The following is a 23,161-nucleotide window of genomic DNA, read 5'->3' as shown; positions in this document are numbered from 1 at the left end:
GGCGCATCCTTCGCAAGCTCCGCTGTGGTCCTGAGAAGGCCGGACATCTGTGCAAGGCGATCGCCGTTCTACAGAACCAGCGGCTCGCCCGAGGACGAAAAAGGTTCACTAATGGTCAGGTGCGGCAGCGGTCGGCGGAGTAGAGGTGGCTGTCGGGGAACTCCGACGCCGCCAGCACCCCGCCGACGACGATGACGGCGGTGCGTTTGACGCCCGCCTCGCGCACGCGCTCGGCGATGTCGGCGAGGGTGCCGCGCAGGATGAGCTCGTCGTCGCGGCTGGCCCGGGCCACGACGGCGACCGGGCAGTCCTCCCCGTAGTTGGGGAGGAGTTCCGCGACGACGTGTTCGATCCGCTGGACGGCGAGGTGCAGCACCATGGTGGCCCGGCCGGTGCCGAGGGTGGCGAGGTCTTCGCCGGGCGGCATCGGGGTGGCGCGGTGGGAGATGCGGGTGAGGACGACGGTCTGGCCGACGCCGGGGACGGTGAGTTCGCGTTTGAGCGACGCGGCGGCGGCGGCGAAGGCGGGGACGCCGGGCACGACGTCGTACGGCACGGCCGCGGCGTCGAGCCGCCGCATCTGCTCGGCCATGGCGCTGAATACGGATGGGTCGCCGGAGTGGAGGCGGGCGACGTCGTGCCCGGCCTGGTGGGCGGTGACCATCTCGGCCACGATCTCGTCCAGGGTCATGGTGGCGGTGTCGACCAGTTTCGCCTCTGGTGGGCAGAGCTCAAGCAGCTCGGCGGGCACCAGGGAGCCCGCGTAGAGGCACACCGGGGACGTGGCGATGAGGCGCTGCCCCCGCACCGTGATCAGGTCGGCCGCGCCCGGCCCGGCCCCGATGAAACGCACCGTCATGGTTTCTCCTCGTTCGCCCGTGCGGGCCGTACGGTCGCCGCATCGCCTGTGATGTGATCCGCCGGTATGGGCGCGGCGAGGGGCTTGGCCACGGTCCAGATGGTGACCGGCATCGCGCTGCGCCAGCCGGTGAAACCGCCGATGGGTGAGGCGTGGGCGGCCGAGATGCGGGCCAGGTCGCCGCCGTGCCTGCCGTACCAGGTGGTGAGGAGCGCCTCCAACTCCAGGGTGACCGCGTTGACCACGAGTCTGCCGCCGGGGGGCAGAGCCTCCCAGCATGCTTCCATCACTCCGGGGCGGGTGGCGCCGCCGCCGATGAACACGGCGTCGGGGGTGGGAAGCCCGTGGAGGGCGGCCGGGGCGGTGCCGGTGACGACGTGGAGGCCGGGTACGCCGAGGGCGGCGGCGTTGCGCGTGATGCGGGCGGCGCGGTCGGGGCGGTTCTCGATGGCGACGGCGCGTGAGGCGGGGTGGGTGCGCATCCACTCGATGGCGATGCTGCCCGCTCCGGCGCCCACGTCCCACAGCAGTTCGCCCGGTGTGGGGGCGAGCCTGGACAGGGTGACGGCTCGGATGTCCCGTTTGGTGAGTTGGCCGTCGTGTTCGAATGCCTCGTCGGGCAGGCCGGGGATGCGCGGTAGGCGCGGGGTGTCGGGGGCGGCGCGGCATTCGACGGCCACGATGTTGAGCGGGTGGGGGCGGGGGATGTGCCAGGCGGACGCCGTACCGGAGACGATGCGCTCGTCGGGGCCGCCGAGGTGTTCGAGCACGGTGAGGGGGCTCTGGCCGTAGCCGCGTTCGGTGAGGAGGGCGGCGACCCGCGCGGGGGTGTCGGCGCCGGCGCTGAGGACCAGCACCCGGCGCCGGTCGTGGACGGCGGGGTGCAGGGTTTCGACGGGCCTGCCGACGAGGCTGACGACGTCGACCTGGTCGGCGGGCCAGCCGAGGCGGGCGCAGGCGAGGGTGACCGACGACGGGTGCGGCACGACGCGTACGGCCGAAGGCCCGAGGAGGCGGGCAAGCGTGGAGCCGATGCCGTGGAACATGGGGTCGCCGCTGGCGAGGACGCAGACGCGGCGGCCCCGGCGGGCCTCCAGGAGTCCCGGCAGGGAGGGCAGCAGGGGGGAGGGCCATGCGACGCGTTCGGGTTCGGCGCCGGGCGTGGAGCGTTCTGGGATGAGGGCGAGCTGGCGGGCGCTGCCCATGAGGACGTCGGCGTCGAGGATCTCGTGCCGGGCGGCGGGGGACAGGCCGTCCCAGCCGTCCGCGCCGATGCCGACGACAACCACCGGGGCGTCAGGCATGTCAGACATTGCCGAGGATGCGGGTGATGGCGATCTCGATCACGACGCGTGAGGGGTTCACGCGGGGTGTCCGGTAGCGCTCGGCGTAGCGCTGCTCGGCGTCGGCGACCGCCTCGGCCGTCTCCCGGAGGACGGCGCGGCCTTCCAGGGTGGACCAGCGCTTGCCGTCGACCTGGCAGATGGCGACGGCGGCGCCGTCCGGGCCGGCGGCGCGCACATGCCGGGCTTTTTGCGAGGTGCCGGATGTGATCACGCGGGCGATGGCGGCGTCGACGTCGAGGGTGGCCCCGACGGGGACGACGTGCGGTGTGCCGTTCGGCCGCATCGTGGTCAGCGTGCAGATGTGGCGCTCTCGCCAGAACTCCTGAAACGCCGGCCCGAAGTCTCTCATGTCCCCCGCTCCTCGTCCGGTCTTGTGGCGGTTTCGCCCGCTCACACGACGGGCGTCATGCTAGCGTTACCCGCCGAGCCGCTCCCCATCGCCCGGCCTGTGCGGGTATCGCCTGGCCTGCGTGGAATCTTGGGTTTTGTCCAGAGTAGGCGAGGGACATCCTCCGCAATCCCCACCACACAACATCATCCAGCGCAGATCCAGATATAACCCCCGATAGCCGTGTCATGGGGATACAGGGGGCGGTACGGCGCACGCCACGGCGGAGTGCGCTGGAGCGGGCGCGGTGCTCACCTGGGAGTCCGCGCCACCGGGTCCGTCCCCCGGGAAAATAGTGGAATTTTGGACAGTCGATCCGCTTGCGCCCACCCGGCCGGTCAAGCATAGTAACTCTTAAGAAGGTTTACTGTTTTACATGGCGACGTGCCGGTCGGGATGGCCGATCGGGACGGACGCGATGGCGGTCTGACTGCTGCTGACTCGGAAGCTGCTGCTCTCCCTGCTTCGGCGTGCGTCCCTTTCGACCGGGAGAAGCCCTGTGACCAGGGCATATGCTCCATGACCGCCACCTTCGACACGACTCCGGGAGGAGGACGGCGGGAGATCCCGTGTGGCCGTCGCGCAGGACAAACCTCCAGTAACCCCCAGCCCAGGAGGCGTCAGTGCAGGCAAGACACAAGGTGGCCGCGGTCGCGACCTCTCTCATCTCCGCAGGCTCACTTCTCGCCATCCTCCCGACAAGCCCCGCCATGGCCCACGGGTCCATGTCGAACCCCCCGAGCCGCGCCTACGTCTGCAAGCAGGAAGGCCCTGAGACGCCCAAGTCGGCGGCCTGCAAGGCGGCGGTCGCGGCCGCCGGCACCCAGGCGTTCTACGACTGGCACGAGGTGTCCCGCCTCGAGGCCGGCGGCCGCCACCGCCAGATCATCCCCGACGGCCGGCTCTGCGGCGCCGGGCGCGACAAGTATCGCGGCCTCGACCTGGCCCGCAGCGACTGGCCCGCCACGCGTATCTCCTCCGGCAGCCTGAACGTCACCTACCACGCCACCGCTCCGCACTCGAACAGCAACTTCGAGTTCTACATCACCCGTGAGGGCTGGAACCCGTCCGGCCCGCTGAGCTGGTCCGACCTGGTGCACATCAAGACCTTCACCAACCAGAACCCCACGACCTTCACCAACTGGTCCATCAACGTTCCGCAGCGGTCCGGCCGCCACATCCTCTTCTCGATCTGGCAGCGCGTCCAGGGCAGCACCGAGGCGTTCTACACCTGCTCTGACGTCACCTTCTCGTAGCACGCACCTGTAGCACACACCCGTAAGACACGGCCACACCACGCACCACAGCACCACAGCACCACTGCACCACTGCACCACGGCACCACGGCACCACGGCACCACGGCACCACGGCACCACGGCACCACCGGATCGCGGTAAGACACGGCGCGGATCCCCACGGCCCGGATCCACCTGACAGGGATCCGCTGCTGCGGGGATCCGCGCGACGCCGTACGGCACCGCCCCGGACAGGAGCCCTCCGCCCTCCGCCCGCCACAGGGCCGTCGGGCGGAGGGTTCGCCGACCCCGACGAACCTTCAGCCGAGGAGCACCCCGCGTGAAGAACCGCGCGCCCGTCATGGCAGTTCTGTGCATCCTGCTGCTCTCCGGATGCGGAGGCCACAGCGCAGCGGGACACACCGCTGCGGGCGATCACCCGGCCGCCACTTCCGTCGCCCTGCCCGAAGAGCTGGGCCCCGAGGCCACGAGTAACTCCTACAACGACGCAGACGTGATGTTCCTGCAGATGTTGATCCCCTACAACGGGCAGGGGATGGACGTGGCGTGGCTCGCCGACTCCCGTGGCGTCAACGGTGAGGTGAAGAAGCTGGCGGCGTCGATCGTCAAGTCCCACACCTCCGAGATCGCCACTGCGGCGGGGTGGTTGAAGGGCTGGAACAAGCCGATGACGGCGCCGCCCGACGAGCACGACCACCACGGGGGCATGCCGGGCATGACCGCCCAGGAGTTGAAGCTTGTGAAGGAGGCGCCGGACGAGGGATTCCAGGAGAAACTCCTGAACACCTTGATCGCGCACCATGACGACGCGGTGCAGATGGCCCGTGGGGCGCTGGCGGACGGGAGCAACCCGGAGGTCATGGACCTCGCGAAGAAGGTCGAGGCCCTGCGCTCATCGCAGGTCAAGCAGATGCTCAAGCTTCTCGGGCAGTGAGCCGCCTCGTGCGGGCCGGGCCTTCGCGCCCGGCCCTTTTTGCGTAAGCGTCCCGGCAGGTCGCGGCTCCGCGGCGACTTCGGCTCATGCCGTACGGCCCCGGCCGGGCGGTGCCTGGCTCCCGGCCGGGCCACGGCGCTGCCACCAATGTGCCCGTTCCCCGGGGGCGGGTGTCAGCGACGATCGTGGGCGTGCAGGTCAGCGTTTCTGCACGTGGTGATGGGGGATCGGCCCGTAGGCCCGCACGGGGGCGCGGTCGGAAGGGACCGCGTGCGCGGTGCCGGCCGTGGCCGCGAGCGCCCCGGTGGTGGCCGGGGCCGAGGCGGCGACGCCCGTCAGCGATCTTCTCACTCTCATGCAAGACTCCTGGGGGGAGAGCCAGTGGGGTGAGAGGTCAATCGCCAGGTGAGCGCGATTGTGTTTAGGAAACTTTCTTAAGAATAACCGTAATGCCTTTTCGGCCCCCCGTCAACGGTCGCGCGCCCACAACGCACCGCCGCTTTCGGAACCCCCGTGCGGAAGAGGTCCCGAACGCGGCGGACGGGTTCAGGCTGGGTGCGGTCCCATTGCGACGGCGTCGAGTTCGAACCGGGCCCCAGGAGAGCTGAGGTTGTTGACGGCGACCATGGTGGCGGCCGGAGTCCACCCCTGGTAGTACTCGGCCATGGTGGCGTGCATCAGGTCGGCGTCACGAATATCGGTGAGATAATTCGTGGTTTTGACGATGTTTCGCCAGGTCAGCCCGAGATGCTCAAGAACACCCTGAATGTTGCGCATGACACGGTGGGTCTGCTCAACGATGTCGTCGGGCAGCACGCATTCCTCCGGCACATGCGGATGCTTGTGGTAAAGCGGCAACGCGGTCGCGCCACCCAGGAAATACATGGTGGCGGGAGCGTCGATCCTGACCGCGGGCGCATAGGGCAGGTCTCCCGCGCGCTCCGGAATCGTGTCGATGCGCTGGATGTTCATGGCTGTCTCTACCTTCAGGTGATGTCGGGATCTATGTGTGGCATCACCCCGTGGCCATCACCCCCTGGCCATGGGCGTCGCGTGGGTGTCGACGGTGATGGTCTTGCGGTGGGTGAAGCTGTCCAGGGCCCCTTCAAGCGAGAACTCGCGGCCCAGGCCGCTCTGCTTGATGCCTCCGTAGCTCATACCCGGAAGCTGCCCGAGACCACGGTTGACCTGTACCCAGCCGGCGTCGATGGCGTGCGCCGTACGCAGGGCCCGGCCGATGTCGTGCGACCAGACGTAGGCGGCGAGGCCGTAGTGGGTGTCGTTGGCCATGCGCAGGGCCTCGGCCTCGTCGTGCCAGGGGATCGCGACCAGGACCGGGCCGAAGATCTCCTCGCGCACCACGCGCCAGGACGGCTCGACGCCGCGGAACACCGTGGGCGGGACGTAGAGGCCGTCGCCGGGGCCGGCCTCGGCGGGAAGGCCGCCGATCAGGGGGGTCGCACCGCAGGTGAGGCCGTCGTCGATGTAGGAGCGCACCCGGTTGTACTGCGTCTGGTTGACGACCGTGCCGAGGTCGGAGCGCTCGTCGAGGGGGTCGCCCATCCGCAGGCGCGACACCGCCTCGACCACCCGGTCGAGGAACGAGTCGAAGATGGAGGCGTGGACGAGCAGCCGCGAACCCGCCGTGCACGACTGGCCCTGCCGGGTGAAGCGCATGCCGTCGACGACACCGGCGGCGACGGCGTCCTCGTCGGCGTCCGGGAACACGATGACCGGGCTCTTGCCGCCGAGTTCCAGTGAGACGGGCAGGATGCGGTCCGCGGCGGCCCGCATCACGATCTTGCCCACTTCCGTCGAACCGGTGAAGGACAGCTTGTCGACGCCGGGGTGGGCGAGCAGCGCCGCGCCCGCCTCGACACCGTAGCCCGTGACCACGTTCAGCACGCCCGGGGGGAGGTGGCGGGAGCAGATGCGCGCGATCTCCAGTACGGCGAGCGGCGCGTCCTCGGCCGCCTTGAGCACGAGGGTGTTGCCGGTGATGAGCGCCATCGCGATCTTCACGGAGGCGAGCTGCACCGGAGCGTTCCACGGGATGATGCCGCCCACCACGCCCAGCGGTTCGCGCACCGTGTAGTTGAGCAGCCCGTGGCCGAGCGGCACGGTCTCTCCCTTGGCCTCGCCGGCCACGCCACCGAAGTAGCGGAAGAGCGCGGCGGCGCTCGCCACTTCGGGCCTGGCCTGGCGGCGGATGGCGTTGCCGGTCTCGGAGGCGAGCAGCCGGGCGATCCGCTCGGAGTCGGCCTCGATGTCGTCGGCGATTCGCAGCAGGGCGAGGCCGCGTACGGCGGGAGCCTCGCCGCGCCAGGACCGGAAGGCCGTGGCGGCGGCCTGGACGGCCCGGTCGATGTCGGCGACGTTTCCGCGCGGCACACGGCCAACCGGCTGCCGGGTCGCGGGGCTCTCGACGTCGATCCACTCATCCGTACGCGCGGGGGTCCAATCGCCGTCGATGAGCATGAAGGACTCGGCTGTGCTGGTGCTCTCTACGGATGAGAACTGCATGAAATCCCCCAGAAAACATTCGATTGATTATGCTCAATGAGCATCGGTCAGGCCAGTTTGGGCTGTCAAGAGGTAATGAGAGAATGTGATGGTTATACTGGTTACATGGCATTGGCAGTCGGGGTCCCCAAGGCGGAAGCACTCGCACGGCACGTAGAGGAAATGATCGTGAGTCGTCGGCTGATGCCGGGCGACCGCATCGCCACCAAAGACGAACTTCGCCAGGACACCGGGCTCGCCCGGGCTACCGTGAGCGAGGCGGTGCGTCTGCTCCAGTCGCAGGGCCGCGTCGTTGTGCGTCCTGGGCCTGGAGGCGGACTTTTCGTGGCGCCGACCGACCCGGTGGTCCGGCTGGGGCAGACCCTGCTGGCCGTGCACAGCGAGCCGGTCACGGTGGCCGACGCCGTCGCGGTCAGAGACAGCCTGGAACCGCTGGTGGCCGCCGACGCGGCCAGGCACCGGAGCGCACGGGACATCGCCGACCTGCGGGTGCTGCTCGACGCGATGTCCGACGCCGTCGCCGACCCGGAGCGCTTCCTCCGCGCCAACTGGCGGTTGCACGAGCGCATCGCCCAGATCGTCGCCAACAAAGTCCTGCAAACGATTTACATTGGTCTGGCGCAGTTCATCCAGGACCAGGCGCTGGCCGTCTCCCATGATCTGAGCCCCCACGAGCACGCCGTCTACAAGCAGCACCGGCTGCACCTGCACGTCGACCTGGTCCAGGCGATCATCTCCGGCGACCCCGACCAGGCCGAGCTCGCCGCCCGCGCGCACACGCTCGACTACCGGTCCGGCGCGCCGATCGCCGCCGAGGTCGACTAGAGGGTCGACTAGAGGCCGGCCGGAGGCCGCACGTCGTTGAAGCGCCGCCCGTCCGAGATCGTCGGACGGGCGGCGCCTCGTTGTGCTCATCCCGTCGCGGTGGCGCGTGACACGAGCTCGCCGTACAGCTCGGGCCGCCGCTGCGCCAGCAGCGGAAAGCGCTCACGGGTGAGGTCGATCAGCCCCAGGTCGAGGTGTGTCGTCACCACGCAGTCGCCGTCCGAGGCCGTGGCGACCACGGTGCCCCACGGGTCCACGACCATGGACCGGCCGACGAAGGTGAGACCGCTCACCGGTTCGGTGCCACTCTGGTTGGCGGCGACCATGTAGACCTGGTTCTCCGTCGCGCGGGCGCGCATGAAGAACTCCCAGTGGTCCATACGCGGGCTCAGGAACGCGGAGGGCAGGACGATGATCCGCGCTCCGCGCAGGGCGAGCGTCCGGAAGACCTCGGGGAACCGCAGGTCCGCGCAGATCGCCACGCCGAGCGGGCCGAACTCGGTCGGGATGACCGGCAGGTCGCTGCCAGCCCTCACCCGGTCCGACTCCCTGACGCCGACCGGGATGTCGACCCGTCCCGGCGCGTCGAACAGGTGGCTTTTGGCGTAGGAGCCGAGGACCGTTCCCTCCGGACCGATCACCGGCGCCAGATTCACGCGGGAGCCGTCCTGTGCCGTGGCGTACAGCGAGCCGACGATGTAGAGCCCGTGGCGCCTGGCGCGTTCGGCGAGCAGATCGGTGGACGGGCCGGGCACCGGTTCGGCGATGTCCTCGCCCTCCGGCACCGCGAACCCTATACCGTTCCACATCTCCGGGATCACGACCAGTTTCGCGCCCTGCTCCGCCGCGCGGTCGACCAGGTCGAGGCATCGCCGGACGGTGCCCTCGCGGTCGTTGTCGTGCACGTTGAGCTGGACGCACGAAACGGTCAGACTCTGCGACATCTCACTAGATCCCATCAATAGCCGTTGACCACGAAGTCGATCAGTCCCGTGTCGATCAGTCCCGTACGGCGGTGCACTCGACCTCGATCAGCAGGCCGGGAAGCGCCAGCCCGCTCACGCCTACGATCGACTGAGGCGGGTTGGCCGCGCCGCCCGTCGCGTCCCTTACCGCCGTGGTGATCTCCTCCAGGGAGTGGGGCAGGGTCGTGTAGATCGTCCTGCGCACGACGTTGTCCCAGTCGCAGCCCGCGGCCTTCAGCGCGGTGTGCACGTTGGCCATGGCCGCGAGGGTCTGCTCGCGCAGATTGTCGCCGCCCACGATCTGGCGGTCCTTGTCGAAGGGGACCTGGCCCGCGACGAACACGAGCGTCTGGCCCTGGGCGATGGCCAGGTGGCTGTAGGTGGTGGCGGGGTGCAGGTCGGCCGGGTTGGAAAGTTCGCGCGCCATGTGTGTCCTCCTGGACAAGCGAAGGTGAACATGATGAAACAGGTATAACCAAAACAGGTGCCGCATCCCCTTGACAAGGGGGTTCGGCCAGGTCGATCCTAATCGAACCTAATCAATAGAACGTATAGGGGTGACATGCCGACCATCGAACGCCTCGCGCACGTCGGGATCCACGTCCGCGACATGGAACGTTCCCTGGCCTTCTACAAGGATGTCCTCGGGCTCCAGATCACCGACGACGACCGCGAGCACGGGATGATCTTCCTGAGCTCCCGTCCCGAGATCGAGCACCACGAGGTTCTCCTCTGCGGCGGGCGCACCGTCGGTGACGGCGAGCTCTGGCTGCAGCAGATCTCGTTCCGCTGCTCCACGCTGGAGGACGTGCTCGGCTTCTACCGCCGCTTCGTCGAGAACGACGTGAAGATCGAGTACACCGTTACTCACGGCAACGCCATCGGCGTCTACTTCTACGACCCGGACGGCAACCGCTGCGAGGTCTACTGGCCCACGGGCCTTGAGGCCAAGCAGGGCTTCCTGGAGGGGCTTGACCTCACGCGCCCCGCCGAGGAGCTCGTCGAGCAGGTCCGCGCCTCGGTCGAGAAGTACGGCAAGACCGGCTACGTCGACACGCGCCTGCTTGAGGGCATCGACGTCGACAAGTAGTCGCGCGACCGCTGTACCGTCCTTTCCGAGGAGAACCACGATGGATGCTGCGCTTGCCCTCCTCCGCCTTGTGCTCGGAGTCATTCTCATCTGTCATGCGGCTCAGAAGTCGCTGGGCTGGTTCCGGGGTCCGGGGCTTTCGGCGAGCGCCGTGTTCTTCGAGTCCCTCGGTCACCGGCCGGGCTGGGCCATGACGGTTCTCGCGGCCCTGTGCGAGCTGGCCGCCGGCGTGCTGCTGCTCGCCGGGTTCCTCACGCCGCTCGCGGCTGCGATGGCCATCGGCACGATGCTCGTGGCGGGCATCTCGATGGTGATCAAGGCTGGAACCGTCTGGAACACTCTGGGCGGCGGCGAATATCCCCTGTTCCTCGCCGCTGTCTGTGCCGCGGTCGCGCTCGCCGGTCCGGGCGCCTGGTCGCTGGACGCGGTGCTTCTGCCTCCGTGGCCCGCGGCTGTCGGGCCTGGTGCGGTCGTGCTCGCCCTCGTGGCGGCGGCCGTTCCGGTGCTGCGATCGCTCCGCCACCGGCCCGCCTGATCAGCGGTTCCTGGCACGGGCAGCCCGCGCACTGCCCGTGCGCCACCGGCGTACCGGCCCACTGACCCGTAGGGCCGTCCGGGCCCCTTCGGTCCGACGCGACCACCGCATCGCGTCCCACCACGCGTCCCACAAGGCCGATACCGCCTGCCCGGACCACCCTCTCCCCGCCACCGGCGGGACAACGTCCAAGGAGAACGAATGAAACTCATCGGGTTCCTCCAGGGGAACGTCCGCTACGTCGGCGCCCTACAGGATGACGACACGGTCGTACCGATCGCGCCGATCGACGATTTCTACGCGGATTCCTCCCGCTACCTCGCCGAGGCCCCCAGCGGCGCCTCCGTGCCGGTCGCCGGACTCACCCAGGTCCCGCCCGTTCCCGAGACCACCAGGGTCTTCTGCGTCGGACTGAACTACCTCGCCCACGCCGAGGAGGCCAACGCCCAGGTCCCCGACTACCCCACGGTCTTCGGCCGCTGGGCGTCGACGCTGGTCTGCGACGGCGAGTCGATCCCCGTCCCCGCCATCGAGAAGGGCCTCGACTGGGAGGTCGAGCTCGCCGTGATCGTCGGCGAGACGCTCACCGACGTCGACGGCGACAAGGCCATGGCCGGCGTGCTCGGCTACACCGTCTTCAATGACATCAGCGCCCGCGACCGGCAGTTCGACACCACGCAGTGGACGCTCGGCAAGAACCCCGACCGCAGCGGCCCGATCGGTCCGGTGGTGGTCACCGCCGACGAAATGGAGTCGCCCAACGGCAAGAGGCTCACGGCCAAGGTCAACGGCGAGCTGATGCAGGACGGCAACACCTCCGACATGATCTTCTCGGTCAGCCGGATCCTCTCCTACATCTCGCAGACCTCGTCGCTGCGCCCCGGCGACGTCGTCGCCACCGGCACGCCCTCCGGTGTCGGCTTCACCCGCACCCCTCCCAAGCTCCTCACCCCCGGTGACGTCATCGAGGTGGAGATCGAAGGGATCGGGGTGCTGCGCAACCCCGTCACCGACGCGGCGGCCAGGCCATGACGGCCGAGGCCTTAGCGCGCCGGCTCCGCGGCTCTGTGCTGCGGGCCGGCGACCCCGGCCTCGCAGCCGAGACCCTCGCGTACAACACCGCCTTCACCCTCGCCCCGGACCTCGCGGTCCGCGCGACCTGCCCTGACGACGTGGCCGCGGCATTCGGCCACGCCCGCGAACGGGGACTCGGCGTCGCCGTACAGGCCACCGGCCACGGGCTGACCGCCGACGTCGCCGGGGCGCTGCTGGTCAGCACCCGGGGCATGCGCGCGGTCACCGTCGACCCGGGCGCGCGCACCGCGCGGATCGAGGCGGGAGCGACCTGGGGCGAGGTGATCAAGGCCACCACGCCGTACGGCCTGGCCCCACTCAACGGGTCGTTCCCCGGCGTCGGGGCCATCGGGTTCACCCTCGGCGGAGGACTCGGTCCGATGTCGCGCAAGTACGGCTACGCAGCCGACCATGTGCGCTCCTTCGAAGTGGTCACCCCGGACGGCGTCACGCGCACGGTGGACCCCGAGCGCGAGCCGGACCTGTTCTGGGGGCTGCGCGGCGGCAAGGGCAACCTCGCGATCGTCACCTCGATGGTCATCGGCCTGGTGCCCGTCGCCCGGTTCTACGCCGGTGGCGTCTACTTCGCCGGCGAGTCGGCCGAGGACCTGCTCCACGCCTACCGCGACTGGGTGACCGGACTGCCGGATGAGACGACCTCGTCCATCGCGATCCTGCGTCTCCCCGACGCGCCGGGGCTGCCCGAGCAGATCCGCGGACGGGTCGTCGTCCACCTGCGCATGGCCCACCTGGGCAGCGCCGAGGAGGGGGCCGCCCTGGTCGCGCCGCTGCGCCGCATGGGCACGGTCCTCCTCGACGAGCTGCGCGAACGCCCCTACACCGAGGTCGGCGCCATCCACAACGACCCTCCGAATCCGCTGGACTTCGGCGAGTACTGCGTGCTGCTGCGCGACTTGCCCGTGGGCGACCTGCTCGCCGCCGCGGGCCCTGACGTCGAGCTGCCGCTCGACCTGGTGGAGATCCGCCATCTCGGCGGAGCCGCGGCCCGGGAACCCCAGATCCCGAACGCCGTCGGCGGGCGGGACGCCGAATTCTGCCTGCTGTCCGTCGGGCTCCCCGAGTACACGGCGACCGCGGGAGCGGCCGTCGCCAACGCCGTCGCCGCGAGCCACACCGGTGGCACGCTGCTCAACTTCTGCGGCCAGGGCGACCCGAGGCGTGCATACACTGCGGAAACGTACGGGCGGCTGGCCGCTCTGAAGCGGGTCTACGACCCGCAGGGCCTGCTCAGATTCGGCCATGTCGTGGAGGTTTAGCACTATGTCGAGCGAACCGATCCTGCTGCACAATGGAACGGTCCACACCTTTGACGGAGGAAAGCCGAGCGAGGCGATCCTCCTGCGCGACGGGAAGGTCGCCGCGACCGGAGACCGCGCGACGCTCCGGGCCCAACTGGGCGAAGGCCGCGAGATCAGCCTCGACGGCCTGTCGGTGATGCCCGGCCTGATCGACATCCACCCGCACATGATGCAGCACGCCGGGCAGATCACCCCGCTGGTCGACCTTACCGACGCCGTCGACCACGACGACATCGTGGCCCGCATCGCCGCACGAGCCAAGACCGTCCCGCCCGGCACGTGGATCATGACGACCCCCGTCGGCGAACCGTTCTACTTCCTGCGCAGGTCCTACCGCGACCTCGCCGAAGGCGTCCTGCCCGACCGGCACATCCTGGACCGGGCCACCACCGACCACCCCGTCCTCATCCAGGCATGGGCGCCGGTCACCCCCAACGTGTGCGTGTTCAACACCGCAGGACTGCGCGCCGTCGGACTCACCGACTTCATCCCCGACCAGGTCTGCGACGTCACCCTCGACAAGGACCACACAGGGTCCCTCACCGGCATCCTCCGCGGCGCGGTCAACCAGATCTACAACTACGACCCGTTCTGGACGCAGATCCTCACCCAGCTTCCGCGTCCCGCCGTCGACCTGCCCGGCGTCACCCGCGACGCCATGGCCACCTACAACCGGCGCGGCGTCACCACGGTCTACGAACCGCACAACGTGACGTTCGAATTCCTCGACGCCTACCGCGCTCTCCACGCCGCCGGAGAGCTCACCACCCGGGTCGCGATCTCCATGGAGGTCGAGATGTGCGCCCGGCCGCCCTTCCAGCCGAAGAGCATGCCGGAATTCCAGGCGACCCTGGAGAGCCTGACCAAGGAACTCGGCGACGGCGACGACATGCTCCGCGTGTTCGGCCTCACCCTGTCCGCCTCCGGCGGGCCGGCGTGGCCCGGCCACATGATGGCGCCGGAGCCGTACTCCGACCCCTTCGGACGGCCCACCAAGGGCACGGCGTTCATCTCCGAGGAGAAGATCCGCACCTTCGCCGCCTACTGCCTCGACCGCGGCATCCGCGCCAACTTCCTGGCCGGCGGCTACGGCGACCACGACGTGATCCTCTCCATCCTGGAGGCGCCCGAGTTCGCCGACGAGGTACGGCGGCGCGGATGGATCATCCAGCACGCGGCGCTGATCAACGGGCCGCAGGCCCGCCGGTACCAGAACCTCGGCTTCGACCTCACCACCTGCCCCGGCTTCGGCTGGGCCAAGGGCGAGGTGTACGGCGAACGCATGGGCAAGCACGTCTGGCGCGATCTCGTCCCGATCAAGCGGCTGATCGACACCGGTCTCACCGTCGGCTGCGGCAGCGACTGGGGGCCCAAGAACCCCTTCGAGCAGATCGCGATCGCCGAGGAACCGTACTTCGTGGCGAGCGGACGTGTTCACACCTCGCCGGGCCACGGCGTCAGCCGTACCCAGGCCCTGGACATGTGGACCCGCTCCGGCGGGCGCATCCTCCGCTTCGACGGCATCGGCACCCTGGCTCCCGGCTCCCACGCCGACCTGATCGTCGTCGACCGCGACCCCCTCACCACCTCCGTCGACGCGCTGCCCGGCACCGAGGTCGCTCTGACCATGCTCGGCGGGCGCATCGTGCACGACTCCGGCCGCCTGCGCGCCTGACCGCGCCGCCGCCGTTCCCGAATCCGACCCCGCCGGGGGTTCCGTTCCACCTCCCTACAAGCTCGGTACTGAAGAGATGAGGCCCCCGATGGCCGACGCCGCAATCGCGAAACGCCCAACCAATCTTCGCCGCATCGCGGCCGCCTGCATGGCCGGGACCACCATTGAGTGGTACGACTTCTACCTGTACGGCCTGGCCGCCGCGCTGGTGTTCGGCCCGCAGTTCTTCACCGCCATGTCGCCGTTCGTGGCCACTCTGGCCTCCTTCGCCACGTTCGCCGTCGGCTTCATCGCCAGGCCGGTCGGCGGCATCATCTTCGGCCACTTCGGAGACCGCCTCGGCCGCAAGTCCGTGCTCGTGTGGTCGCTGCTTCTGATGGGCGGCTCGACGTTCGCCATCGGCCTGCTCCCGACCTACGAGCACATCGGAGTCTGGGCGCCGATCCTGCTCGTCACCTTGAGGTTCCTCCAAGGCGTCGGCCTCGGTGGGGAGTGGGGCGGCGCGGCGCTCATGGCCGTCGAGCACGCCCCCAGCAACAAGCGCGGCCTCTACGGCAGCTTCATCTCCCTCGGCATCCCCGCCGGACTGGTGCTGTCCAACGCCGCCTTCCTCATCTTGGACCAGGTCACCACCAACGACGTGTTCAACTCGTGGGGCTGGCGCGTGCCGTTCCTGGCGAGCGTCCTGCTGGTGTTCGTCGGACTGTGGGTGCGCCTCAGCGTCGAGGAGAGCCCGCTCTTCGAGCAGGCGCAGAAGAAGCAGCAGGAGGAGCGGGACCGACGGCTGCCGGTGATCACGGTGCTTCGCCGCTACCCGAAGGAAGTGACGCTGGCGGCCGGCACGTACATCGCCAACAGCGGCGTCGGCTATATCGTCATCGTCTACCTGCTCACCTACGCCACCTCGGTGCTCAAGCTGCCGCGTCAGCAGATCCTGATGTCCATCCTGGCCAGCATGGCGGTCATGGCGACGGCCATGGTGGTCTCCGCGATCGTGTCCGACCGCATCGGGCGCCGCACCGTCTCCATCGCGGCCTCCATCGCCCTCGTGATCTGGTCGGCGGTCTTCTTCCCCCTCATGGACACGGGCAACACCTGGCTCATCCTCCTGGCTATCACGGTGATGAATGGCATCACCGGCACCCTGTTCGGGCCGCAGGCGGCCCTGTTCTCCGAGCTGTTCGGCACCAGCGTGCGTTACAGTGGCGTGACGCTCGGCTACCAGGTGGGAGCGCTGCTCGGTGGCGCGATCGCGCCCACGATCGCCGCCACCCTCTACGAGGTGAACGAAACCTCCACCTTGATCACTGTTTATATGGTCGGCGTGTCGGTGATCAGCCTGCTGTCCTTCCTCGGACTCGCTGAGACCCACCGCCGCAGCCTCGCAGAAGACCCCCAGGCCGCGAAAGCCCCGCAAGCGGCCTAACCCGTAGTGGAGATGTCATGTCCTTCACCACCCGGCCCGAACTGACCGGTACTTTCGGCGCGGTCTCGTCCAGCCACTGGCTGGCGACCGCGACGGGAATGGCGGCCCTTGAAGCCGGAGGCAACGCCTTCGACGCGGCGGTCACGACCGCGTTCACCCTCCAAGTGGTCGAACCCCACCAGAACGGGCCGGCGGGTGATGTGCCCATCATCTTCGCCCGCGCCGACGACAAGACACCGCGCGTCCTGTGCGGTCAGGGCCCCGCCCCGGCGGGCGCCACATCCGCCCACTACCGGTCACTCGGGCTCGACCTCGTGCCCGGCTCCGGCCCCCTGGCCGCGCCCATCCCGGGCGCGACCCCCGCCCTGCTCACCCTCCTGCGCGACCACGGCACCATGACGCTCCGGGAGGTGCTCTCCCCAGCGATGGGCTACGCCGTACGCGGCTTCCCCCTCAGCCCCGCCGCCGCGGAGACCATCACCGCCGTCGCCGAGCTGTTCCGCGACCACTGGCCCACCTCCGCCGCGCTCTATCTGCCCGGCGGCCGGGCCCCCAAGGCCGGCGAGCGGTTCACCAACCCCACACTCGCCGCGACCTTCCTCAGGCTGATCACCGAGGGCGAGCACGGCGGCGCCGGCCGTGAAGCCCAGATCGACGCGGCCATCACCGCCTGGAGCGAAGGCTTCGTCGCCGAAGCCGTCGACGCCTTCGCCCGCCTGCCCTGGCACGACTCCTCCGGCTCGGCTCACGCCGGCGTCCTCACCGGGGCCGACATGGCCGCGTGGCGCCCCGCCTACGAGGATCCGCTGCACGTCGACTTCCGCGGCCACACCGTCTACAAGGCCGGGCCGTGGAGCCAGGGACCGGCGCTGCTCCAGCAGCTCGCACTCCTGGAACCGCTCGACCTCAAGCCCGGCACCGCCGACTACGTGCACACCGTCATCGAAGCCGCCAAACTCGCCTTCGCCGACCGCGAAGCGTGGTACGGCGACGGCGCCGACATCACCGGCCTCCTCGCCGCCGACTACTCGGCGGCGAGGAGGGCCCTCATCGGCGACACCGCCTCCTACGAGCTGCGCCCCGGCGCGCTCGACGGCCGGCAGCCCAAACTCCCCGCCTTCATCGAAGAGGCGTGGAAGCGGGCGATCGCCGGAGGCGGCTCCGAGGCGCGGGCCGGAACAAGCGGGCTCGGAGCCAGCGTCGGCGAACCCTCCCAGGCCGCCCGCCAGAGGACAGGACCCATCGACGGCGACACCGTCCACGTCGACGCCGTCGACCGGTGGGGCAACATCGTCGCCGCCATGCCGAGCGGCGGATGGCTCCACGCCTCGCCGATCATCCCCTCGCTGGGGCTGCCCCTCGGCACCCGGCTCCAGATGACCTGGCTGGAAGAGGGCCTTCCCACCACCCTCACCCCCGGCAAGCGTCCCCGGACCACGCTCTCGCCCAGCCTCGTGGTGCGCGACGGCGAGCCCGTGCTGGCCTTCGGGTCGCCCGGCGGAGACCAGCAGGACCAGTGGCAGCTCATGTTCCTGCTCAACCGTCTCGTCGCCGGGATGGGGCTGCAGGCGGCCATCGACGCCCCGACGTTCCACACGGCGCACTTCCCCTCGTCGTTCTACCCGCGCGCCGCGGCCCCCGGCCAAGTGCACGCCGAGGTCAGCCTGGGCGCCGAGGTGCTCGACGAGCTGCGCGCCCGCGGCCACGAGATCGTGGAGGCCGCCGCCTGGACGCTCAGCCGGATGTGCGCCGTCGGGCGCGACCCCGAGACCGGCTTCGTCCACGCCGCCGCCGACCCCCGCGACGGCCTCGCCTACGCCACCGGGCGGTGACCTGATTCCACGCCACCCCCGTCCTCCGCTGCGCCGTTACCACGGCCGCGGGTGGGCGGGGGTGACGTGACGCCCTTCGCCACCGCAATGTGCGGGTGGTTTCGGAAAGTTGGAGAGCATCTGTGAACACTGGGTTGGCCGATGGTCTGCCCGCCGTGCACCTGGGGCACTGGCTCATCGCCGTGGCCCCTATCGTCGTACTGCTGGCGCTGGTGATCTGGGGCCGGTGGTCCACCGCCGTGAACGGCCTGGTCACCCTCGGCACCGCCGTCGTCCTCGCCGCGGTGTTCTTCGGGGCGGGGCCGCAGGCCCTGCTCGTCGGCGTCGGTAAGGGACTGTGGGTCGGCGTCTGGATCCTGTGCGTGGTCGTGGCGGCGCTGTTCCTGCACCACTGCACGACCCGCATGGGGTTGGAACGATCAGGCGGTGTGCTCCGCCGCATCCTGCCGCGGGACGTTGAGAACGTCCTCGTCGTCGCCTGGATCTTCGCGTCGCTCGTGCAAGGTGTCGCGGGATTCGGCGTGCCCATCGCGGTGGCCGCTCCACTGCTCGTCACGATGGGTGTGCGCCCTGTCCTGGCCGTCGCTCTGCCGCTGGTCGGCTACCACTGGTCGGTCGGGTTCGGATCGATGGGCTCCTCCTTCTACATGGGGGCCTTCACGGCGTCGCTCGACGGTGCGCAGACCGCGGAATACGCGGCCGACAGTTCGCTGCTGCTCGGCGTCAACGCGCTGATCGCCGGAGTGCTGGTCGCCCTGATGTACGGCGGCCTGCGCGGTTTGGCGCGTGCCTGGCGAGTGCTGGCCCTCTGCGGCCCCCTGATGGTCGGCGCCCAGTTCTTCGCCGTCCGCGCGGAACCGGCCATCGGTTCCCTGGCGGCCGGCGCGGCCGGACTCGTGGGTGTCGCCCTGCTCCGCCTGCTCACCAGGGCCGAACGGCGCAGGCAGGCCGCCGCGGTGTCGGCGGAACCTGTCCCTGCGGCGGGCGCCGGGCAGCCGGCGGGTGCCGCCGAGCACCTCGCGTCGGGAGAGGCCAAGGGCCGGGTCGCGGTCGCCACCGGTGGCAGTGCCGGTGGCGCCGCCGCCAGTGGTGGTGGCGCCGGTGGTGGTGGCGGTGCCGGCGGCGGTGGAAAGGGCGAGGCGGCACCGGAGGGAGGCGGCGGGAGCGCCGGAACCGACGTGGAGGCCACGTCGGCGCGAGCCGTCATGGTCTTCCTGCCGTATGCGTTGCTCTTCCTGCTGGCGCTCGCCGTGTATGTGCCGGGGCCCTCGCGTGAGTGGGTCAAGAACAACCTGCTGCTCGGCCCGTCGTTCCCCGCCACCCAGACGGAGTACGGGCTGGTCAACGCGCCGGTCGACACCTACACGCCGATCGCCCTGCTGGGGCACCCCGCGACCTACATAGTCATCGCTGCGCTCCTCGGGCTTCTCGTCTGGCGTATCCGGGGGATCTGGCCGCGCGGGGCTCTCAGGCCCACCGTCCGGGCCTGGCGCAAGCAGTCATGGAAGTCCGCGGGGTCGGTGCTGGCGTTGACCGCGGTCGCCAACCTCATGACCGACACCGGAATGGTGAGAATGGTGGCGGTCGGCGTGGCCGAGGCCATCGGCCCCCTCTATCCGCTGGCCGCTCCCCTCATCGGGTGCCTTGGCGCGTTCCTCACCGGGTCGACCACCTCGTCCAACGCGCTGTTCGCCTCGCTCCAGCGGGACGTCGCCGGCCAGATCGGCGCCAGCCCGGCCGCGTTGCTGGCCTCCCAGCTCGCCGGTGGCAACATCGGCAACTCGCTCGCCCCCGTCACCACGACGATCGGCGCCGTGTCGCTCAACGACCGCACGCTGACCGGGCGTGTCTTCCGGAAGGCGATCGCGGTGTCCTGGGTGCTGCTGGTGGTGACCGCCGCGCTGACCACGCTCTTGGTGTATCTGGCCTCTCCGTAGTGCGAGAGGCGTGCCCGTTTCCGCCCCATGGCCGTGAGTCCACGGCCATGGGGCGGCCTTTTTGACGGGACCGCCCTCCCGTCGGCCGGGTCCGCTGGACACGTGCGGGTGCCGGGAGAGCCCCGCGGTCTGGTGTACGCGAGCCCCGGGGTCGCGTGCGAGGTGTGCCTCGCGGTCGGGTGGGAGGCGAGGGCGAGTCCCGCGCGGACGGTCCGGGGGCGGGGTGCGGTGTCCTGATGCTTCGTCGGCTTCGTCGCGGATGTGGTTACGGCAGCGGGGGGTGGGGCGGGTCGTGGCGGTGCTCGGCCTCGACTTTCAGGAGCCGGGCCGCGAGCTCGTCGATGGAGGCCGCGCTGACGGCCGGTGCGGTGGCGAGGCCGGCCGCCGCGGGGGCGGCGCAGAGGCGATCGGTGCCGGAGACACGGAGGATCGTCCAGTCGGGGAACCGGGCCCGGAGATCGAAGACCGGGTCCGCCTCGATGTGGTCGGCGAGGAGGCGGGCCGCTCCGTCGGGGTCGTCGATCGGGTGGACCCGCCAGGTGTTGGTGGCGCTGATCCAGCGGTATGACTCGGTGCCGCACCATACGAGCATTCCCGGAGCCACCCCGATGGTGATGAAGCCCCCGCGTTGGGCGTGGACGTCGCTTGCGAGCGTGAACACGCCGACCTCGGCGAGCGCGTTTCTCAGCGCCTCCGCCGCGAGATCCGGAGTGGACATGTGCACCTCCCTGGGAACGAGCCCGCCACTTCGGCACGGAGGGCACACCCACCTGGACGGCGTGAGCGACCGGACAGGTGGGTGTGCGGATCCGCGATTCCGATGAGCGGTGCTCGACGGATATCGGCTCCAGAGCCTCCTCGATCGTGCTCGCCTGCGAAACGCCGATGTGTCATCACTCAACGCAGGCGACCGATGACACATCGGCATCGAATCTTGTCGGTCCCGAGCCCTACCTTGTTCTCCGCCTCGTCGGGTGAAGGACAGCCCTGTCGGGTGGAGAACAAAGGGGGACCCCATGAACGAGACACGCCTGTGCCCCGGCTGCGGGAGGACACGGCTGAGCCGATACGGGAGCGGGCCGGTCTGTGCATCGTGCGAAAGGTCGGTCAAGGAGATCTCGGGCGCGGCTCCCTCCTGGTTGTGGGACTGCGCTCCCGTCCGAGAGGCTCTGGCCGCGCACAACCTGAGCGGCTTCCTCGCCCTGGTGCGCGGTGCGCTCAACATGAGCCAGCTTGAGTTCGCGAGCCTGATCGGCTGGTCGCAGAGCTCGGTGGCCAGGGTCGAGAGCGGCGAACGCGACACGCTGTTCGACCTGCGGGAGCTGCTCCGCTTCGCCGACGCGATCGACATGCCGCGCCACGCGCTCACGCCGCTGCTGACCGGCGCCCCGGTGCCACAGGCCGCGGCCGGCGACGCGTCGGGCGCGTCCGTCCACGTGTCCGGAGCGCTTCCCCGTGGTTCCGGAGACCAGGCGCATCCCATCGTGCATGCGGACACGTCCGCATGCACGACGGAGGTTCCGGTGACCGGCGGGGGACACCCGGCACACCACCTCGACCTTGTGGAGGGGGCGTCCATCCACGCCGCCCGGCCCGCTCCCCACAGTGCCGCCGCTCCCCACAGTGCCGCCGCTCCACAGGTTCCCCACAGTGCCGCCGCTCCACAGGGTCCCCACAGTGCCGCCGCTCCACAGGTTCCCCACAGTGCCGCCGCTCCACCGGCCGACCGCGACGATCCACGTGACGCCGCCACCTGCACGCCTCCGCCGCCTCAGGCGGACGACGCCGGGCGTGCGCGGCGCGGCCCGTTCCCGCCCGCCCCGCTCCGGCCCTTCGGCTCGCCGCCCATCGCCAAGCCCCCGGGAGCTTCCCGGCCAGGCGGCACGGCCTGCCCGTCGAGACCCGGCCATCCCCGCCCGCGCCAACCGCCGTTTCCACCGCGCCCCATCCGCGCCGCCGCCGACGCCAAACCCCCTGATGATTCATCTGGGGGCATGGGAGACGTCGGCCCCGGCCGCTCCCGCACCGCCGGACCGCACGGTCCCATGGGGCTGACCTGGTCGGCGGGCATGCTGGCCAATGTCCGGCAAGTCCACGTGAACGCCTTGCCGTATGGGGTGGGGGTGGTGGTGCCCGCACGCGTCAATGCCGCGCATGTGGCCTATTTGCAGACGTGTGTGGAGCGGCTCTACGCGCAAGACCAGGTGATCGGCGGCGCCCTCCTGGTCGGGTCGGCGCTCAGCCTGCTGGCGCGTGCCAGGCGCATGCTGGACGAGGCCGACTTCTCCGAAACGGTGGGCAGGCGGCTGCTCTCCGTCTCCGGGGAGCTCAGCATCTGTGCGGGACGGCTGGCCTTCGACGCCGCCATGGGCGAGCTCGCGGGCACGCTCTACGGCGAGGCGTGCCTCTACGCGACGCAGGCCGGCGACACCCGGCTGCTCGTGCAGGCGGCCCTGGCCTCCGCCGCCCGGTCGAGCCGACCTGGCGGCGATCAACCCTCAGGCGGGCGCGAAGCGCTCCGCGTCCTCGACATGGCCTACGAGTCTGCCCGCCACTGGGCCACGCCCCGTGTCTACGCCATGCTGGCACTCCACGAGGCACTGGCTCGCGCCGCGCTCGGCCACGCCGAAGAACATCGGGAGGCGATGGCCCGGGCGATCCGCGAGTTCGAGCGGGGACCCCACGAGGACGATCCGCACTGGGCGGACTCCCTGAACACCGGTGACTTCTCCACCGCGCAAGGCGTGGGCGCTCTGGCGCTGGGGCGCCTCGCCACAGCGGCCGACCGGCTCAGGGCTGCCGCCGACGACCTGTCCGCCGGTGCACGTGACCGCCTGTGGGCCCGTGCCATGCTCGCCTCGGTGCTGCTCACCATGGGTGACGAACGCGCCGCCTTCCAGGAGGGCATGCGAGTCCTGCCTCCGCTCGGCGGAACCGTGCTGTCTTCACGTGTGCGGGAGACCCTGCTACCGCTCCGCCGAGCCGCGTGGTCCACCGACCAAGCCTTAGCCGATGCCTTCGCCACGGCCTTCGACTGCATCACTTCATAGACCACAGCACACGAGGGAAGCCCCGCGAAGACCACGATCAGCACGTCTGTAATGTCCGCGGAGAAATGAAATGTGATTCTATTTCGCGGACGTGGTTCTGAACATGTTCAGAACCTTATCCTTGTC

The 23,161-nt window shown here is 70.0% G+C and carries 21 protein-coding genes; 12 read left to right on the top strand and 9 right to left on the bottom strand.

Going from position 1 to position 23,161, the window contains the following annotated elements; all coding sequences use genetic code 11:
* Window positions 1-115 precede the first annotated feature (115 nt).
* From cobM to BLQ73_RS19935, 3 genes are read right to left on the bottom strand one after another with little or no spacing between them, the layout of a single operon-like run.
* On the bottom strand, window positions 116-859 hold the full coding sequence (cobM, locus tag BLQ73_RS19945) for a precorrin-4 C(11)-methyltransferase (RefSeq protein WP_093172070.1): 744 nt from the start codon (window positions 857-859) through the stop codon (window positions 116-118).
* Window positions 856-2,172 carry a precorrin-6y C5,15-methyltransferase (decarboxylating) subunit CbiE gene (gene cbiE, locus BLQ73_RS19940; RefSeq protein WP_093172068.1) on the bottom strand — a complete coding sequence of 439 codons (1,317 nt, stop codon included), beginning with the start codon at window positions 2,170-2,172 and terminating at the stop codon, window positions 856-858. The genes cobM and cbiE overlap by 4 nt, the downstream gene beginning before the upstream one ends.
* Entirely contained in the window at window positions 2,165-2,554 is a 390-nt protein-coding gene (locus tag BLQ73_RS19935) for a TIGR03618 family F420-dependent PPOX class oxidoreductase (RefSeq protein ID WP_093172066.1), read from the bottom strand. The genes cbiE and BLQ73_RS19935 overlap by 8 nt, the downstream gene beginning before the upstream one ends.
* A 662-nt stretch (window positions 2,555-3,216) precedes the next feature.
* On the opposite strand from BLQ73_RS19935, the gene BLQ73_RS19930 reads away from it, so the two are divergent.
* Window positions 3,217-3,849, top strand: a complete 633-nt coding sequence (locus BLQ73_RS19930; protein ID WP_143020338.1) for a lytic polysaccharide monooxygenase auxiliary activity family 9 protein — start codon at window positions 3,217-3,219, stop codon at window positions 3,847-3,849.
* A 320-nt stretch (window positions 3,850-4,169) separates the two neighbouring features.
* Window positions 4,170-4,784: a DUF305 domain-containing protein gene (locus tag BLQ73_RS19925; RefSeq protein WP_093172062.1), complete on the top strand. Its 615-nt coding sequence runs from the start codon at window positions 4,170-4,172 to the stop codon at window positions 4,782-4,784.
* 198 nt (window positions 4,785-4,982) lie between these two features.
* On the opposite strand, the gene BLQ73_RS32545 is transcribed toward BLQ73_RS19925, so the two are convergent.
* The 3 genes from BLQ73_RS32545 to BLQ73_RS19915 all read right to left on the bottom strand — a co-directional run bounded on the left by BLQ73_RS32545 (window position 4,983) and on the right by BLQ73_RS19915 (window position 7,307).
* Complete coding sequence (locus BLQ73_RS32545; protein WP_176955559.1) at window positions 4,983-5,141, bottom strand: hypothetical protein; 159 nt, start codon at window positions 5,139-5,141, stop codon at window positions 4,983-4,985.
* Window positions 5,142-5,330: 189 nt separating this feature from the next.
* Window positions 5,331-5,756, bottom strand: a complete 426-nt coding sequence (locus BLQ73_RS19920; RefSeq protein ID WP_093172060.1) for a RidA family protein — start codon at window positions 5,754-5,756, stop codon at window positions 5,331-5,333.
* A 57-nt stretch (window positions 5,757-5,813) separates the two neighbouring features.
* Window positions 5,814-7,307, bottom strand: coding sequence for an aldehyde dehydrogenase family protein (locus tag BLQ73_RS19915; protein ID WP_093172058.1), 1,494 nt, complete (start codon window positions 7,305-7,307; stop codon window positions 5,814-5,816).
* A gap of 36 nt (window positions 7,308-7,343) precedes the next feature.
* On the opposite strand from BLQ73_RS19915, the gene BLQ73_RS19910 reads away from it, so the two are divergent.
* Complete coding sequence (locus BLQ73_RS19910; protein ID WP_093172056.1) at window positions 7,344-8,132, top strand: FCD domain-containing protein; 789 nt, start codon at window positions 7,344-7,346, stop codon at window positions 8,130-8,132.
* An 86-nt stretch (window positions 8,133-8,218) separates the two neighbouring features.
* On the opposite strand, the gene BLQ73_RS19905 is transcribed toward BLQ73_RS19910, so the two are convergent.
* Together BLQ73_RS19905 and BLQ73_RS19900 are read right to left on the bottom strand one after the other, a co-directional pair.
* Window positions 8,219-9,076 carry a carbon-nitrogen hydrolase family protein gene (locus BLQ73_RS19905; protein WP_176955557.1) on the bottom strand — a complete coding sequence of 286 codons (858 nt, stop codon included), beginning with the start codon at window positions 9,074-9,076 and terminating at the stop codon, window positions 8,219-8,221.
* Between the two features lie 55 nt (window positions 9,077-9,131).
* Window positions 9,132-9,524 (bottom strand): RidA family protein, encoded by a 393-nt coding sequence (locus BLQ73_RS19900; protein ID WP_093172052.1) that lies wholly within the window; start codon window positions 9,522-9,524, stop codon window positions 9,132-9,134.
* A gap of 135 nt (window positions 9,525-9,659) precedes the next feature.
* Here BLQ73_RS19900 and BLQ73_RS19895 point away from each other — a divergent pair, with 135 nt between their 5' ends.
* The 8 genes from BLQ73_RS19895 (at window position 9,660) to BLQ73_RS19860 (ending at window position 19,985) form a co-directional block, all read left to right on the top strand.
* Window positions 9,660-10,187: a VOC family protein gene (locus BLQ73_RS19895; RefSeq protein WP_093172050.1), complete on the top strand. Its 528-nt coding sequence runs from the start codon at window positions 9,660-9,662 to the stop codon at window positions 10,185-10,187.
* 40 nt (window positions 10,188-10,227) lie between these two features.
* Window positions 10,228-10,722 carry a DoxX family protein gene (locus tag BLQ73_RS19890; RefSeq protein ID WP_093172048.1) on the top strand — a complete coding sequence of 165 codons (495 nt, stop codon included), beginning with the start codon at window positions 10,228-10,230 and terminating at the stop codon, window positions 10,720-10,722.
* 201 nt (window positions 10,723-10,923) lie between these two features.
* Entirely contained in the window at window positions 10,924-11,754 is an 831-nt protein-coding gene (locus BLQ73_RS19885) for a fumarylacetoacetate hydrolase family protein (RefSeq protein ID WP_093172046.1), read from the top strand.
* On the top strand, window positions 11,751-13,073 hold the full coding sequence (locus tag BLQ73_RS19880) for an FAD-binding oxidoreductase (protein ID WP_093172044.1): 1,323 nt from the start codon (window positions 11,751-11,753) through the stop codon (window positions 13,071-13,073). Before BLQ73_RS19885 ends, BLQ73_RS19880 begins: the two co-directional genes overlap by 4 nt.
* Before the next feature lie 4 nt (window positions 13,074-13,077).
* The gene (locus BLQ73_RS19875; protein WP_176955556.1) at window positions 13,078-14,790 is read left to right on the top strand and encodes an amidohydrolase; all 1,713 of its coding nucleotides are present in this window, start codon (window positions 13,078-13,080) and stop codon (window positions 14,788-14,790) included.
* 88 nt (window positions 14,791-14,878) lie between these two features.
* The gene (locus tag BLQ73_RS19870) at window positions 14,879-16,216 is read left to right on the top strand and encodes an MFS transporter (protein WP_093172040.1); all 1,338 of its coding nucleotides are present in this window, start codon (window positions 14,879-14,881) and stop codon (window positions 16,214-16,216) included.
* A 17-nt stretch (window positions 16,217-16,233) separates the two neighbouring features.
* A complete protein-coding gene (locus BLQ73_RS19865; RefSeq protein WP_093172038.1) occupies window positions 16,234-18,048 on the top strand; it encodes a gamma-glutamyltransferase family protein in 1,815 nt (604 codons plus the stop codon).
* Window positions 18,049-18,170: 122 nt separating this feature from the next.
* Window positions 18,171-19,985, top strand: coding sequence for an L-lactate permease (locus BLQ73_RS19860; protein ID WP_176955555.1), 1,815 nt, complete (start codon window positions 18,171-18,173; stop codon window positions 19,983-19,985).
* 265 nt (window positions 19,986-20,250) lie between these two features.
* On the opposite strand, the gene BLQ73_RS19855 is transcribed toward BLQ73_RS19860, so the two are convergent.
* On the bottom strand, window positions 20,251-20,703 hold the full coding sequence (locus BLQ73_RS19855) for a hypothetical protein (RefSeq protein WP_093172034.1): 453 nt from the start codon (window positions 20,701-20,703) through the stop codon (window positions 20,251-20,253).
* 298 nt (window positions 20,704-21,001) lie between these two features.
* On the opposite strand from BLQ73_RS19855, the gene BLQ73_RS19850 reads away from it, so the two are divergent.
* A complete protein-coding gene (locus BLQ73_RS19850) occupies window positions 21,002-23,035 on the top strand; it encodes an NsdA family TPR-like regulatory protein (protein WP_093172032.1) in 2,034 nt (677 codons plus the stop codon).
* Window positions 23,036-23,161: the final 126 nt, after the last annotated feature.

This window comes from Sinosporangium album, assembly GCF_900100605.1.
Taxonomy (GTDB): domain Bacteria; phylum Actinomycetota; class Actinomycetes; order Streptosporangiales; family Streptosporangiaceae; genus Sinosporangium; species Sinosporangium album.
The sequence above is the reverse complement of the archived record's forward strand: the minus strand, read 5'-3'. Positions and strand labels throughout refer to the sequence as shown.